Here is a 14,826-nt window from a genome sequence, read left to right as displayed (position 1 = left end):
CGTCATTGCACCCCCCTCGGCCCGTCGTGCTCAAAAGCGTGTCCGTCCGGCGGATCCGACGGGAACGATCGTTCAGTACCCACCCCACGTTCGTGTATCACCTAGACGAGTAGAAAGAGCTTTTGAGCATGACCGCGCCCATCCACGTATGGCCGCCTACACCGCGATCGTGACCGTCCGCCTCAAGGCGGGCGTGCTCGACCCCGAGGCCGAGACCACGAAACGCGCGCTCGAACGCCTCGAGTTCGAGCTCGAGGAGCTGCGCTCGGCGGACCGCTTCGAGATCGATCTCGACGCCGATTCCGAGGGGGCCGCCGAGCGCCGCGCGACCGAGATGGCCGACCGGCTGCTCGCGAACCCGACGATCCACGACTACGAGGTGGAGGTCGAGGCCCGAGAATGATCGCGATCGTCCGTTTCGGCGGCTCGAACTGCGACCGGGACGCGAAGCGCGCGCTCGACGATCTGGGGATCGAAAACGGGATCGTCTGGCACGAGGACGGCCTGCCCGAGGAGACCTCGGGGATCGTCCTCCCCGGCGGGTTCTCCTACGGCGACTACCTCCGGGCGGGCGCGATGGCCGCCCGCGCGCCGATCATGGAGGAGGTCCGGGAGGCCGCACGCGAGGGCGTGCCCGTCCTCGGGGTCTGTAACGGCGCCCAGATCGGCAGCGAGTCAGGGCTGACCCCCGGCGCGTTCACGACCAACGCGAGCGCCCGGTTCCAGTGCGAGGACGTCCACCTGCGGGTCGAGAACGCCGAGACGCCGTGGACCGAACGCTACGAGGAGGGCGAGGTGATCGAGCTGCCGATCGCCCACGGCGAGGGGCGCTTCGAGATCGGTGAAGAGGAACTGGATCGGATCGAGGGCGAGGACCGGGTGCTGTTCCGGTACTGTGAGGCGGACGGTCGGGTGACCGACGAGGCCAATCCCACCGGATCGACGGACAACGTCGCGGGGGTGCTCGGCGAGCGCGGAACGACCGCGGTGCTGATGCCCCACCCCGAGCGCGCGGTGCTGGCCGACATCGGCGGGACGGACGGGCGCGGGATCCTCGCGGCGTTCGCCTAACGCCGGACGTCCACGGGGTCGTCGCTCGCAATCCACTGGGCGGGGTCCTCGGTGTTCCGGATGATGAACCACCCGTCCGCCTGAACGACTGCCTCGTCTGTCTCGTGTGCCATTTGGGTCGCCGCCGTCGCCGACGGTACCCCCACTACTCGCGGACGGTACTTCGTTAATCACCCCCGTATCTCCGTTAGAACCCGATTAATTCACCGAGCGAGCGGCATGTTGTAGCCGGCTTCCCGTTCCATCACCGCCTCCCACGTCGCCGTACACTCGCAGTCGACCTGCTCGAACACCGAGGGGTCCTGCCGGAGGTCGAAGTCCTTGATCGCGCGCTGGACGCGGTCGTCGCACTCCCCGCAGTTGTGCGGGCCCCGATCCGAGCCGTGGCCGACGGGGTCGGAGACGACGATGGCGTCGGCGTCGGCGGTCGATTCGAGCACCTCGGCGACCGACCAGAGCCACGGCGGGCGATACCCCCCTTGGAAGTAGAGCTCGTCGACCATCGTGTAGCGCTGGACGTTCGTCGGGTTCATCGAGACGGTGTGGGCGTACTCCGCACACCGCCGGACCGACCGCTTCATGTCCTCGACGGCCTCGCTCTCCGAGAGGAACGGCGGTTTGAGCAGGAGGTAGGCCTTGATCCCCGCGCCCGCGGCCTCGGCGGCCTCGCTGGCCTCGATGAAATCAGAGAAATCGAAGTACTTGTTCACGCAGTCCCGGCGCACCCTGTCGGTGGCCGTCTCCAGTCCCACGGCGACGTCGGTCTTGAGCCCCTGCTCAGTGAAGTCCGCGACCCGCTCGCCCTCGACGAAATCGGGCAGGCTCTCGACGACGATGCGCTCGCGGTTCCCGAACGTCTCGGCGATCGCCCGCCGGGAGCGCGCCCCGACCTCGCGCTCGTCGAGGAAGCTCCCCGACGTGTAGATCTTGATCAGCGGGCTCTCCTCGTCCGCGTTCTCGCGTTCGTGCTCCAGACAGGCCTCGATCTGGTCCATCAGCGCGTCATGACTTACCGACCCACCCTCGACGCTTTCGGCGACGTAGCCACACATCGTACAGCCGCCCGCGCGGGCCCAGCGACAGCCGCCGGTGTTGAGGATGATCGTCAGCGACTGCCTGACCCCGTCGGGCGTGTTGTCCTCGTCGATCCAGACCCGGGTGGGCTCGTGGGGGTCGTAGTGTTTCTCCTTCTCGGCGCGGATCGAACGCATCACCTGGTTGTGCGCGTCCATCCCGCGGCCCTGCTCGTAGACCTCGGGGCTCGGCTTGCTCATTGGACGCGATAGCCGCCCGCGGCCTAAAGCGGCTTCGTCTCCCCGGGCGACCCGCTACTGCTCGTCGTCCACCTGCGGGGAGGTCTTGCCCTCAGGCTCCTCGCCCTGGGGCGCGTTGTCCTGGGCCTCGACGAAGACGGCCTGTTCGACGAACTCCTCGCCGCCGCCCAGCCGGAGCTGGATCGTCCGCCCCGGGAGGTCGGAGTCGTCCTCCCGGTTGCCCTGCTGTGGGACCGAAACGGCGGTGACGCCGTCGAGGGTGATCGTCCGGCGCTGGATCGGGTCACCCTCGTACTCGACGGTCTCCCAGGTGTCGGCGTCGAAGTCCTCGATGTTCTCCCCGAAGTACTCCTCGCTGTCCTTGTTCACCGAGTCCTCGGTCTGGGACTCGCCGGCCGTCCGGTTGTCGTCGAACTCTACCTCCTCGTGTTTGTACTGGTGGAGATGAACGAGCATACTCCGGGACGTTCGACACGAGGGTAAATAATAGTTGACGCGGGGCGATCTGACACGATCGATGAGGGGAAACCTTACTACGGTGTGGCATAGTCACTCACCCATGGTAGAGTTCGGTATCTATCGGGAGCTCGAGGAGCCGATCACCGAGGACCAGCTCGATGACGCCGCCGGGGAGTCGGGGCGAGTGCTCGAGGAGATGCGCGAGGAGGGCACCGAGATCCGCTGGCATGACTCGGACGTGCTCACCGACGACGAGGGCGGCATCGTCGGGACGTTCTGTCGCTACGAGGCCGAAAGCGAGGCTACCGTCGAGGAACACGCCGAGCGGGCGGGGCTGCCCGCGACGACGGTCGCACGCCTCGGTACCCCCCTCGAGGGCGAGTGAGCCGGGGCGGAGCCGTTTTGCCCTCGAAGGACAAGTAAGACGAGTAAGGTACCAATGCGCATACGGGAGTTCCGGGCGCTCGACGACGACGATCGCCCGGTCGTCGACCGGCTGGTGGCGGGGCTCGGCGAGGACGCCGCGCGGGTGCTCGCGTTCCTCCTCCTGCGGGACGAGGTCGAGGAAGGGCCCGCGCCGGCGCTCGCGCTCCGGATCGGGACGGGCCTGAGCCGGACGGCGATGATGGCGGCCGTCGGGGAGCTCGAGACGGCCGGCGTCGTCGAGCGGACCACCGTCCCCGAGGAGGGTCCGGGCCGGCCACCGGCGGCCTGGCGCCCGATCGACGGGCTCGAGCGAACGGCACGCCGGGTCGACGAACACCACGCGGCGGAGTTGGTGGCGGAGGCCCGCCGGCTGTGGGCGGTGGAGCCGGCCGAGGATCCCGGGAGGGCGCCCGACACGCTCACGCTCGGGCTGAACTGGCGGCCGAACGGCTTGCACGTCCCCTTCCATGCCGCCGAGGTAGCGGGAAGGTACGACGCCGCCGGCCTCTCGGTCGGGATCGAGCACTACGAGGGCTCTCACCGGGCGCTCGCGGCCGTGCGGGCGGGCGAGGCCGACGTGGGGTTGGTCGGCGCGGCGACGGTCCTCAGGGCGCGGGCGGCCGGCGATCCCGTGGTCCCGATCGCGGTCGCCTATCGGCGCGCGATGGCGGTCCTCTACACCGTCCGCGGGACGTTCGGCGGGGCGCTGTCCGGCGTGGGCCAGCTCCGCGGCCGGCGGGTCGGCATGCCCGCCGGCTCCGAAACGGGGATTCTCGGCCGGCTCTTCCTGAATCAGGTCGCGCTCGACGGCTCGGTGCGGATCGTCGACACCGGTGGGGAGGAGCGAGAAGCCCTGCTCTCGGGCGAGGTCGACGTGGTCACGGGCTCGTTCTCGGACCCCCGCGAGCTGGAACGCCGGGGGATGGCCGTCGACGTGCTCACGGTCGCCGATCGCTTCCCGATCTACGGGCCGACGCTCGTCGTCCGGGCGGGGACGCTCGTCGAGCGCGAGGGGGCCCTGGAGGCCTTTCTCGCCGGGACGACCGCGGGCTGGGCCGAGGCGTGTCGTGACCCGACGGCCGCCGCCGAGCGGATCGCCGCCCGCTCCGACGAGCCGGCCGAGCGGGTCGTCGAAACGTTCGGGACCGCGAGCCGCGAGTTCGGCGGTGGCCGCGAAGAGGGATGGGGTCGGCAGGAGCAGGAGCCGTGGGACCGGCTTCGGGCGGCGCTCGAGCAGGGGGCGCTGCTGGCGGACGGGACCACTGACGCGTGACCGAGGGCGATGGCGCAGCCGTCGCCGCCGATGGCGTCCTCGCCGTCCCGGACGCCGACCGCCCGACGGACCGGGTTCGTTACGGGCGTCCCCGCGGACCGCGGGAAGACGGCGCCGCTCGGGCAGGCGGCCGTGGCGCTCGCAGCGTTCGGAGTCACCGTCGTCGACGAGCCGGTCGCTTCGTGCTGCTGGGAGACCGCATGTTGGCCGCCCGGAGCCTCGTCCGAGCGGCACTGTTCCCGGCGTCAGCAGGCCCATGAACTTAGGCCGCAGCGTTTGAAACGAGAAGCGTTCGCACGTTTCGTGTGGACAGGTGACTATGAGAGACAACAAGCAGACGCGCCGACGAGTGCTTCAGGCCGTCGGGGCGATGGGCGCAAGCAGTATCACTATCGGCTCGGCGACCGCCGAGGAGGGCGAATCGACGGGCTACGAGGTCGAGCGACTGGACGCAGGGCTCGACCACGCGTGGGGCATCGCGTTCCTCCCGGACGACGCCCGGATCCTCGTCACCGAGCGCGAGGGGCGGCTGAACCGCGTCGACCGCGACGACGGCTCCGTCGAGACGATCGACGGCGTGCCCGAGGTACACGCGGAGGACCAGGGCGGGCTGCTCGACGTGGCGGTCCACCCCGACTACCCGGGCGAGCCGTGGGTCTACCTGACCTACTCGGCGCCGGGCGAGGGCGAGGAATCGACCACCCGGCTCGGCCGCGGACGGCTCGATCCCGACGGGGACGCCCTGGAGGGCTTCGAGGTGCTCCACACCGTCGAGCCGTTCGACGACTCGACGATGCACTACGGCTCGCGGATCGCCTTCGACGAGGAGTGTCGCCTCTACATGTCGGTCGGCGACCGCCGGTTCACGGAGTTCGGTCCCGACCACGTCTCACAGGACACCACCAACGACATCGGGACCACCCTCCGGTTCGAGCCCGACGGCTCGGCCCCCGAGGACAACCCCCTGGTCGACGACGAGGAGGCGTCGGACGCGATCTACAGCTACGGCCACCGCAACGTCCAGGCGATGGCGTTCCACCCCGAGACGGGCGAGCTCTGGCAGGGCGAGCACGGCGAGGAGGCCGGCGACGAGATCAACGTGATCGAAGCGGGCGGCAACTACGGCTGGCCGGTCGCCCACTACGGCTGCGAGTACGAGACGGAGATCCCCGTCGGCGACCTCCCCCACGAGCGCGAGGACACCGTCGACCCCGTCTACTACTGGGAGTGTCCCGACGATGGCTTCCCGCCCAGCGGCGCGACCTTCTACGACGGTGACGCCTTCCCCGAGTGGCAGGGCGACCTGCTGATGGGCAACATCTTCTGGGAGTACCTCGGCCGATTCTCGGTCGACGGACACGAGGTCCAGGAGGTCGACCCGCTGCTCGCGGACTGTGGCTGGCGGATCCGCGACGTGGAGGTCGCGCCCGACACCGGCCATATCTACGTGCTGCTCGACGAGGAGGACGCGCCGGTCGTCCGGATCGTCCCCGAGTAGCGCTAATCGAATCTCATTCCACGTCGTCGTGGGTCAGAAGCGGCCGTTCTCGCTCCCCATTGGGCGGGTCGTAGGTGATGACCTCGAGCAGGGTGCCGTCCGGATCGAGGAAGTAGAAGCCCTCGAACTCTCCCCAGTCGTAGGGGCCCTGCTTGGGGAACTGCCCGTCCAGTTCCGCCGAGAGCGCGTCGTACTTCCCGCGGGGGGCGTCGAACGCGATGTGGGCCTTATCGAGCGGATGGGAGAGCTCCTCCGCATCCCAGCCCTCCGCCCGGCCGGTCTCGGCGAGGGTTACCACCGTCCCTCCGGCCCGGAACATGGCGTGAGCGCCCTGGAAGTCCTCGGGCGGGCGGACCAGCTCCAGTCCGAGCGTCTCGCGGTAGAACTCGTAGCAGCTCTCGAGATCGTTCACGTCGACGTTGATGTGATCGACGGCGTCCATATCGTAGGAGCCACCGCCGACGACAAATACCTACGGGCTATCCGGCGATCGGCACGCCGCCGAGGACGAACACCGCGGCGATCCAGTAGGCGACGTAGAGCCCGCCGAGCAGGAGGCCGTGCCAGCGCCGGATCCGGCCGCTGGCGATGAAGGACGCACCCAGAGCGGTCACGACGAGCAGCGCCGGGAAGTGGAAGTAGAGCACGCTCGACCCGATGTTCAGGTCCGCGAGCAGCAGGATGAAGCCGATGTTGCCGGTCACGGAGAAGACGACGCTGCCGATGACGTGGCCGATCCCGATCTCGGGGACCCCACGGCGGACCGGTTCGAGGGTGAGCAGGACGTTCTCGAAGGTCAGAAGCAGCGTGAGGACCGTCGCGCCGAACGTCGTCTCCTCCAGTCCGGTGTCCTCGAGGACGACCTCCGAGCCGACCTCGATCAGCACCGAACCGACGACGACCCCCGCCAGCGCGACGACCGCGAGCCCGATCCAGACGTAGCCCGAATACGAGAGGTCGCCGACGAACCGGTCCTCGAGGATGGGTTCGAGCCGTTCGTGGACCACGCCGCCGTCGGTCTCGACGCCGCCGTCGGTCTCGACGCGCTCGACGAGGTCGGTGTCACGGAACACGGGGACGTCGCGGTGGTGTTCCATGTAAACGATGTACGCGAGGAAGGCGAAGAAGACGGCGAGCAGCGCGATCCCGTGGATCACCGAGAGGGTTCCCAGGAGCACGAGCGGGAGGAGGATCAGCGGCGAGAGGACCATCAACGCGAGGTAATCCGTTGGAATCTCGACGGAAAAGGGCCGGACGACGGCCGCGACCGCGAGCGTGATCCCGACGACCGCGAGGGCGGTTCCCAGCGCGGTCCCGAGCGCGGCGTCCTCCAGCCCGCCGGAGGCGAACACCAGCGCGAGGATCGTGTCGTCGAACTCGAAGCCGGTGAAGAGGATCGCGAGCGAGAACACGGAGATCCCCAGCCCGACCGCGGCCCGCGTCAGATAGCTGATCAGCTTCTCGACGAACGCGACCAGGATCAGCCCGCCGGCCGCGAGGACGACGACCGCGAACCAGAGCCCCTGTGCCTCGACGAACGTCTCGATGGCTTCCTCGACCATACCCGCCGAATACGGTCGACCGCCATGAAGGTGCGGAGCCGGGTAGGCGAGTTCGCGGGAAGAACGTACACGCGATCGTTCCGCGGAGGTCTTACCGACCGATTCGGGTCGCGTACTCGCCGATCGCCGCGGCCTCGCGGTCAAGGTACTCGTTCGTCCAGACGGACCCCTGCTCGACCGGCCCCTCCAGGAGGTCGGTCTCGGCGAGGGTCCGCCCGAGCTTCTCCCAACGTGCGGCGTCGTGGTTGCCCCAACCAGCCTCGCGGACGTGCTCGGTGAACTGGAGCTTTTCCGAGGCGGTCTCGAACTTGATCCGCTCGATCTCCCGGTCGCGCTCGAGGGTCGCGTTGCGCGCGACCAGCGCGTCGATCGCCGCCTCCGGATTCTCGCTCGCCGCGGCCCAGCCGCGGGCGGTCGCCCGCAGGAACCCTTCAACTACCGCGGGATTCGACTCGGCGAACTCCGGGTTCGTCACGAGCGTCATCCCGTAGATCGGGAGGAAGTCGCCGATCGGGAGCTCGTCGGCCGTCCGATCGTGCTCGCGTTCGAGCTCGATCCCGTTGGTGACGACGCCGACGGCGGCGTCGACCGACCCGTCGAGCACCTGATGCTCGACGCGGTGGTGGGTGTGGGGGTCGACGTCCAGCAGATCGACCTCCTCGCGGATCCCGGCGTCCTCCAACAACTGGGCCGCGAGGATCCTGGTCTTCGTCGCCGAGGGCGCGACCGTCCTGCCGGCGAGCTGTTTCGGGTCCTCCAAGGGCTCGCCGAAGACGTCCCGGAGCGTGTAGACCGCCGCCGGCGTCTTCTGTGTGACCGCGGCGACCGCGAGCGGCTCGTAGCCCTGACTGGCCACCGAGAGCACCGCGCTCGCGCCTGCGAGCGCGATGTCGGCCCGGCCACGGGCGGCCTCCTCGGCGGCGAAGGGCGAGCCGTGGCCCTCGACGAACTCCACCTCCAGCCCCTCCTCCTCGTAGAAGCCTCGCTCGCGCGCGAGGAAGTACGGCGCCTGAAAGCCGTTGGGCTCCCAGTTGAGCTGAAAACTGATCGAACTCATTCGGGAACCTCCAGACGGAACAGGCCCTCGGGGAGGTGATCGACGCCGATGGCCTCCTCGCCCGCCACCTCCAGGAGATGGTCGAACAGCTGGTCCATTCCTTCCACTGTTTCCTCGTCCCAGTCGGCGACGACCATGTCGCGCCAGCCGTCGCGCACCGCGCGGATCACCTCGGGGTCGTTCTCGTACATCAGCTCGTCGCCGATGGTCTCCCAGATCTTATCGTCGTCCGTCAGCTGGTCGACCGCCTCGCCGTAAGCCCGCTTGAACCCGCGGATCGCCTGCGGGTTCTCCTCGAAGTACTCCTCGCTCGTGAGGAACGTCGAGATGGGAAGCTTGTTGTCGGTGCCAGAGAGCCGCTGGACGAGCTCCGAGACGGGGAACGCCTCGCGATAGGGCCCGGTTTCGGTGATCTCGGGAACGATCGGCCAGAACTGGAAGATCCCGTCGACCTCCCCGTCCTGCAGCATCTCGGTGAGCCCGACCTTCGAGCCCGCTTCAATAGGTGTAGCCTCCTCGTCGGGGTCGAAGCCGTGGAACTCCCGGCAGGCCGCCCGGGTGAGGATCCAGTTCTTGTCGAGCCGGCGGACGACGCCCAGCCGCTTCTCCCGGAGGTCCTCCAGCCCCTCGATATCCGACTCCCCGGGGACGACGAGCCCGCCGACGGTGCGGCCGTAGGGGTGGAAGGCGACGATGGGCGCGCCCTCTGCGCGCTCGCGCGCAGTCGAAATGTAGTCGATGTCGATCAGGTCGGCGTCTCCTTCTTGGAGTTTTGCCTCGACGGTCTCGACGCCGCCCTCGAGCTCGTCGGAGACGAGCTGGACGTCGAGGTGGAAGCCGTGGTCGTGGTCGAAGCCGAACTTCTTGATCGTATAGAGCATATATCGCGGGCTGCCGTTGTGCTCGAAGCGCGCCCGTAGCACCGGCAGGTCGCCCGGATCGTCGTGGAGGGCGTCAAGCGCCTCCTGTTGGGTCTCGACGTCCATCTCAGTGTGAGGCGACGATTCGGTCGATGTCGGCACCCTCGTCGACCAGTTTCCGTTCCTTCATCCACTCCAGATGGCCGTCGAGCTCCCCCCTGTCAGCGCGCTCGGGCACCTCGTAGCGGGGGACCGAGAGGTCCGCCCGGACCGCCTCCATGTCGATCTCCTCAAAGAGGTCCGGCGCGACCCGTGAGTCCTTCTCGAGCATGTCGAGGTACTCCTCCCTGAACGCCTCGGGGTTCGCGTTGATCTCCATCGCCGCCCGGTCGTAGGCGGCCATGAACGCGTCGAGGACCGTCTCGTCGACCCCGTCGCCGCCGACGATCCCCATGTGGTTGTCGAAGGAGAGGACGTCGCGAAAGCCCATGTGCTCGGCGAGCGTGCTCTGGGGGTCGAGCAGGATCGCGGCCTCGACCTCGCCCTCGCGCAGCGCGCGCAGGCGCTCGGTCGGCATCCCGAACCCCTCCAGACTCACCTCCTCGGGGCTCATGTGCTCCTCTAAGGCCCGCATCGCGGTGTACTCCTGGCCGGTCCGTCGGTTGACCGCGACCGGGACGCCCGCCAGATCCGCCGGCTCCTCGATGCTCGAATCAGGCCGGACGAAAACGGTGTAGGGGAGGTCCGCGAAGGTGCCCTTCGCGACGATCCGCCCGTCGTCCATCTCCCAGGTGCGCTTGATCGACTCCCACTTGCAGATCGGGTAGAGGTCGACGCCGTGGTCCTCGGTGAGCGAGCTCTCGCTCGGGATGTACTTCACCTCCACCGACTCCCGATCGCGTTCGATCAGCTCGACCTCCAATCCTGCCTCCCCGAAGTAGCCCCGCTCGTGGGCCACCCGCTGGGGCAGCATGAACGAGAACGGGAGATGGAACAGCCTGATCCTGTCATCAGTTGCCATGTCTCTAGGGGCATGGGGGGAATCGCACTTAAAAATTCCTCCAGAATGTTTATTAGGTATTTGCCCCACCACTCATGGGAACGGGACACATGGAACGGATCAACACGAACGGGACGGGCATGGAGGAGGTCGCGGAGGGCGTGTACCTCGGCGACCTCGCGACGGGCGAGCGAGCGGGCATGAAGTACTGGCGCGTCGAGCCCGGCGCGACCCTGCCGGCCCACCGCCACCACAACGAACAGATCGGCTACATGATCAGCGGCGAGCTCGTCGCGATCGTCGAGGGCGAGGAAGTACTGTTGGAGCCGGGCGATGCCTATCGGTTCGAGAGCGACGAGCACCACGGCGCGGAGAACCGCGGCGACGAGCCCGCCGTCGGCGTCGGGGTCCTCGCGCCCCCGCGGGGACGGCCGGGGTGGGGCGAGCGGGGGGAAGCCGAACCGGGCGCCCCGCGGTGACTACGGAACGGTGCCGTCGGGGTTCCAGCCCCGGATCCGGTAGTACTCGCCGAGCGCCTCCTCGAACCCCGGCAGGTCGTACGGGAGGCCGTCGTCGGCCCGATCGAACCCCCGCTCGTTGTTGAACCGCCGTTCGAGCTCGACGACGCGCGCGCCCACGCCGAGCAGTTCGTCGTAGTCGGCGTCGAGAAGGGTCGCGAGGCGTTCGGGTCCCATGACCGTTCGCGAGAACTTACAGCAGATGGCGCTGTCGAGGAGCGCGTTGTGGTCCTCCGATTCGACCAGCTTCGCGGGCTTTCCCTCCAGCCCCTCGGGGTCGAGCGCCTCGCTTCGCTCGACCAGCGGGTACTCGTAGTTGTAGAGGCTGCCGTAGAGGTGGTCCGCGCCGCGGTTCGACGTGGCGAAGGCGAGCCCCTGGCCGTGGAGCGCGCGGCCGTCGTGGGCGGCGAAGGCCATCCCCTTCGAGCTCCAGTTCTCGACCCCGAGATCGGCGTGGATCCGGTCGATCCCCTCCGCGAGGCGGTCGCCGACGCCATCCCGATGGGCGATGCGTTCGACCAGCTCGTGGACCAGCTCGCCATCGCCGAAGGCGTCCTCGCTCGCGAGATACGCGGCGATCGTCGCCCCACAGGAGATGGTGTCCATGCCGAGCTCGTCACACAGGTCGTTCGAGCGCATCACGTCGACCACGTCGTCGACCCCGCAGTTCGAGCCGAAGGCCATCACCGTCTCGAACTCGGGGCCCTCGGTCTCCAGCCCGCTCTCCCCATCGCGCGTCGGGAGCTTGCAAGCAAAGGCACACGCCGAGCAGGTGCCCTTCCCGGACTTCTTCTCCTCGACGCGGTCGCCGGAGATCCCCTCCGCCCCCTCGAACTCCAGCTCCGAGTAGTAGCGCGTGGGCAGCGCCCCGACGCCGCTCGCGAACTCCGTCAGGCTCGCGGTACCCTGGCGCTTCATCACGTGGTCGCTCTCGGCGGCCCCGCGGTGGATCTCGCCTGCGACGTCGGGGAACTCGGTTTCGGGCGCCGAGTCGCCGTCGAACGTGATCGCCTTGACGTTCTTCGCACCCAGCACCGCCCCCAGCCCGCCGCGGCCGAAGGTTCGGGACTCGCTGGTCATGATCGAGGCGAACCGTACGAGGTTCTCGCCGGCGGGCCCGATACAGGCGACGTGCGAGCTATCGAGGCCCCGGTCGGCGACGTGCTCGCTCACGTCGGGAACGGTCGCGCCCGCGAGCTCGGGAACGGGCTCGAACCCGACATCGGCGTCCGAGACGTGGACGATCACGGGCTCGTCGCTCACCCCCACGAGTTCGACGGCGCTGTACCCGGTCGCGACGAGGTTCCGCGAGAGGAAGCCCCCGGCGTTCGAGGAGAGCAGGCCATCGGTCAGCGGCGAGAGGCCGGTACAGCTCGTCCGGCCCGTGAAGCTCGTGCGGGCGGTCTGGAGCGGCCCGGCGGCGAAATAGAGGCGGTTCTCGGCCCCCACCGGATCGGCGTCGAACGGGATCCGGTCGAAGGCGAGCTTCGTTCCCAGCCCCCGCCCGCCGACGAACTCCCCGAGGGTGCCGTCGATCGACTCCGTCCGCCAGCGTCGCTCGCCGACGTCGATCGAGAGCAAGGGACCGGTGGACGTTCTCATTGTGCACACTGACGTCGCGAGACACTAAACGGTTGCTCGGGTCCTCACCCGAGGTCGGCGAACCGGTCGGAGTCGTCGGTTGCGCTCGAATCGACCGCTTCGAGCGCGCGTTCGAAGCCCGCGCGGGTCAGGACGATCCCCTCGACGTCGCCGCCCTCGTCGACGTAGCCTCGGACCGCGGCGGTCGCGGCCTCCCGACAGACCGCCTCGACGTCCGCGCCGACGTAGCCGTCGGTCTCGCTCGCGAGCCAGTCGAGATCGACGTCGTCCGCGAGGGGTTTCTCGCGGGTGTGGACGGCGAAGATCTCCCGCCTGGCCCCCTCGTCGGGCGCCGAGACGTGGACGTGGCGGTCGAGCCGTCCCGAGCGCAGCAGCGCGTCGTCGATCAGCTCCGGGCGGTTGGTGGTCGCGATCACGACGACGTTCTCGAGCTCCTCGAGCCCGTCGAGCTCCGTCAGCAGCTGGGAGACGACCCGCTCGCCGGCGTTCGACCCGCCGGTCCCGTTGCCCCGTTCGGCGGCCAGCGCGTCGAGCTCGTCGAAAAAGACCACCGTAGGAGCGTTCTCGCGGGCCTTCGCGAAGATCTCCCTGACGCCGCGCTCGCTCTCGCCGACGTACTTATCGAGCAGCTCGGGACCCTTGATCGAGATGAAGTTCGAGTCGGCCTCGTTGGCGACGGCCTTCGCCAGCAGGGTCTTTCCAGTTCCCGGCGGGCCGTAGAGCAGAACGCCCGTCGCGGGCTGGAGGCCCACGCGCTCGAAGGCCTCGGGGTACGACAGCGGCCACTGGACGGTCTCCTGGAGGCGGTCCTTCGTCCCTTCCAGCCCGCCGACGTCGTCCCAGCTGGTGTCGGGCAGCTCGACGAACACCTCCCGGAGCGCCGAGGGCTCGACCGCCCGCAGCGCCCGTCGGATATCGGCGTCGGTGATGCGTAACCCGCCGAGGATCGAGGGATCGAGCTCCCCGCCGTCGAGGTCCATCTCGGGGCGAACCCGCCGCAAGGCGGCCATCGCGCCCTCGCGGATGAGGTTCTCGATGTCGCTCCCGACGAACCCGTGGGTGGTCTCGGCGTACTCGGCGAGGTCGACGTCGTCGGCCAGCGCCACCCCGCGGGTGTGGATGGCGAAGATCTCCTCGCGGCCCGCCCGGTCGGGGACGCCGATCTCGATCTCGCGGTCGAACCGGCCCGGGCGGCGCAGCGCGGGATCGATCGCCTCGACGTCGTTGGTCGTGGCGACGACCGTCACCCGGTCGGCGAGCCCGTCGAGCAGCGAGAGCAGGCGTGAGACCACGCGCCGGTCGGTCTCGCGGCCCTCGGGGCCCGCGACGAGCGCGTCGAGCTCGTCGATGAAGACGGCGGCCGGCGCGTTCTCGGCGGCCTCCTCGAAGACCTCCTCGAGGTGGCCCTCGGTCTCGCCGGCGCCCTTCGAGAGCGCTTCGGCGGCCGAAACGGTTCGGACGTAGCCGTCGGTCTCGTTCGCGATCGCCCGGGCGAGGTGGGTCTTTCCCGTCCCCGAGGGCCCGTACAGGAGGACGCCCCGCGGCGGGTCGATCCCCAGCGAGTCGAACAGCTCGGGATGTGAGAGCGGGAGCTCGACCATCTCGCGGACCTGGGTCACCTCGCTCGCGAGCCCGCCGACGTCCTCGTAGGTGACGCCGTCGCTCCCGCCGGCCTCGCCCCGCATCGAGAGGTCGCCCGCCGGGGTGTCGGAGATCGAGATCCGGGTCCACTCCTCGACGATCACCGATCCCGCGGGGTCGGTCGCGACGATTCGCATCGGCACCCGATCGTTGGCCGCCTCCTCGTCGGCGAGCGGGGCGTCGGACGTCTGGCCGCTCGTAACGACCCGGTCGACGAGTGCCTCCTGGGTTCGGACGTACGGCTGGCGGTCGGGCGGAAGATCCGCGGGCAGCGCGACGGTGACTCGGTCGGCCGGCCGGACGGTCGCCCCCTCGACGCCGACCCGGTCGCCGTCCGAGACCCCGAGTTCCCGACAGAGCCCCTCATCGAGGCGGATCGCCCCCTCCTCGGTATCGTTGAAGCTGGGGCGGACCTTCGCGACTGCCCGCGTTCCGTCGGAGGCCTCCAGGGCGACGTAGTCGCCGCGCTCGAGGCCCATCCCCGCCATCGTTTCGTCGTCGATCATCGCCAGGCGTTCGCCGACGGCGCGCTTCTCCATCGACTCGACGACCAGGTTCGTTGGGTCCATCTTCGGCGTGTCGTTA

The 14,826-nt window shown here is 69.1% G+C and carries 15 protein-coding genes; 6 read left to right on the top strand and 9 right to left on the bottom strand.

Annotation, left to right across the window (positions count from 1 at the left end; all coding sequences use genetic code 11):
- Positions 1-148: 148 nt before the first annotated feature.
- Positions 149-403 carry a phosphoribosylformylglycinamidine synthase subunit PurS gene (gene purS, locus WOA58_RS00850; protein ID WP_340602232.1) on the top strand — a complete coding sequence of 85 codons (255 nt, stop codon included), beginning with the start codon at positions 149-151 and terminating at the stop codon, positions 401-403.
- Positions 400-1,071, top strand: coding sequence for a phosphoribosylformylglycinamidine synthase I (gene purQ / locus WOA58_RS00845; protein ID WP_340602231.1), 672 nt, complete (start codon positions 400-402; stop codon positions 1,069-1,071). The genes purS and purQ overlap by 4 nt, the downstream gene beginning before the upstream one ends.
- Before the next feature lie 203 nt (positions 1,072-1,274).
- Here purQ and WOA58_RS00840 read toward each other — a convergent pair whose 3' ends face one another.
- Both WOA58_RS00840 and WOA58_RS00835 read right to left on the bottom strand, forming a co-directional pair.
- Positions 1,275-2,345 carry an archaeosine biosynthesis radical SAM protein RaSEA gene (locus WOA58_RS00840; RefSeq protein ID WP_340602230.1) on the bottom strand — a complete coding sequence of 357 codons (1,071 nt, stop codon included), beginning with the start codon at positions 2,343-2,345 and terminating at the stop codon, positions 1,275-1,277.
- A gap of 54 nt (positions 2,346-2,399) precedes the next feature.
- Complete coding sequence (locus WOA58_RS00835; RefSeq protein ID WP_340602229.1) at positions 2,400-2,801, bottom strand: hypothetical protein; 402 nt, start codon at positions 2,799-2,801, stop codon at positions 2,400-2,402.
- Between the two features lie 103 nt (positions 2,802-2,904).
- Between WOA58_RS00835 and WOA58_RS00830 the strand changes: the two genes are divergently transcribed.
- From WOA58_RS00830 to WOA58_RS00820, 3 genes are all read left to right on the top strand, one after another.
- Complete coding sequence (locus WOA58_RS00830; RefSeq protein ID WP_340602228.1) at positions 2,905-3,189, top strand: DUF4242 domain-containing protein; 285 nt, start codon at positions 2,905-2,907, stop codon at positions 3,187-3,189.
- Between the two features lie 54 nt (positions 3,190-3,243).
- Positions 3,244-4,503 (top strand): ABC transporter substrate-binding protein, encoded by a 1,260-nt coding sequence (locus WOA58_RS00825; protein ID WP_340602227.1) that lies wholly within the window; start codon positions 3,244-3,246, stop codon positions 4,501-4,503.
- A 319-nt stretch (positions 4,504-4,822) separates the two neighbouring features.
- Positions 4,823-6,001, top strand: coding sequence for a PQQ-dependent sugar dehydrogenase (locus WOA58_RS00820; RefSeq protein WP_340602226.1), 1,179 nt, complete (start codon positions 4,823-4,825; stop codon positions 5,999-6,001).
- Between the two features lie 13 nt (positions 6,002-6,014).
- On the opposite strand, the gene WOA58_RS00815 is transcribed toward WOA58_RS00820, so the two are convergent.
- The 5 genes from WOA58_RS00815 to WOA58_RS00795 all read right to left on the bottom strand — a co-directional run bounded on the left by WOA58_RS00815 (position 6,015) and on the right by WOA58_RS00795 (position 10,501).
- A complete protein-coding gene (locus WOA58_RS00815; RefSeq protein ID WP_340602225.1) occupies positions 6,015-6,443 on the bottom strand; it encodes a VOC family protein in 429 nt (142 codons plus the stop codon).
- Positions 6,444-6,480: 37 nt separating this feature from the next.
- Positions 6,481-7,563, bottom strand: a complete 1,083-nt coding sequence (locus WOA58_RS00810; protein WP_340602224.1) for a sodium:calcium antiporter — start codon at positions 7,561-7,563, stop codon at positions 6,481-6,483.
- A 91-nt stretch (positions 7,564-7,654) separates the two neighbouring features.
- The gene (locus WOA58_RS00805; RefSeq protein WP_340602223.1) at positions 7,655-8,620 is read right to left on the bottom strand and encodes an ABC transporter substrate-binding protein; all 966 of its coding nucleotides are present in this window, start codon (positions 8,618-8,620) and stop codon (positions 7,655-7,657) included.
- Positions 8,617-9,606, bottom strand: coding sequence for an ABC transporter substrate-binding protein (locus tag WOA58_RS00800; RefSeq protein ID WP_340602222.1), 990 nt, complete (start codon positions 9,604-9,606; stop codon positions 8,617-8,619). Before WOA58_RS00800 ends, WOA58_RS00805 begins: the two co-directional genes overlap by 4 nt.
- A 1-nt stretch (position 9,607) precedes the next feature.
- A complete protein-coding gene (locus WOA58_RS00795; RefSeq protein ID WP_340602221.1) occupies positions 9,608-10,501 on the bottom strand; it encodes an ABC transporter substrate-binding protein in 894 nt (297 codons plus the stop codon).
- An 89-nt stretch (positions 10,502-10,590) separates the two neighbouring features.
- On the opposite strand from WOA58_RS00795, the gene WOA58_RS00790 reads away from it, so the two are divergent.
- Positions 10,591-10,959 carry a cupin domain-containing protein gene (locus WOA58_RS00790; RefSeq protein ID WP_340602220.1) on the top strand — a complete coding sequence of 123 codons (369 nt, stop codon included), beginning with the start codon at positions 10,591-10,593 and terminating at the stop codon, positions 10,957-10,959.
- Here the strand turns inward: WOA58_RS00790 and WOA58_RS00785 are convergent, their stop codons facing one another.
- Entirely contained in the window at positions 10,960-12,600 is a 1,641-nt protein-coding gene (locus WOA58_RS00785) for an aldehyde ferredoxin oxidoreductase family protein (RefSeq protein ID WP_340602219.1), read from the bottom strand. It lies immediately after the preceding gene.
- A 44-nt stretch (positions 12,601-12,644) separates the two neighbouring features.
- The gene (locus tag WOA58_RS00780; RefSeq protein WP_340602218.1) at positions 12,645-14,810 is read right to left on the bottom strand and encodes an AAA family ATPase; all 2,166 of its coding nucleotides are present in this window, start codon (positions 14,808-14,810) and stop codon (positions 12,645-12,647) included.
- Between the last annotated feature and the right edge of the window lie 16 nt (positions 14,811-14,826).

Origin of the sequence: Halalkalicoccus tibetensis (assembly GCF_037996645.1) — an archaeon.
Lineage (GTDB): Archaea > Halobacteriota > Halobacteria > Halobacteriales > Halalkalicoccaceae > Halalkalicoccus > Halalkalicoccus tibetensis.
The sequence above is the reverse complement of the archived record's forward strand: the minus strand, read 5'-3'. Positions and strand labels throughout refer to the sequence as shown.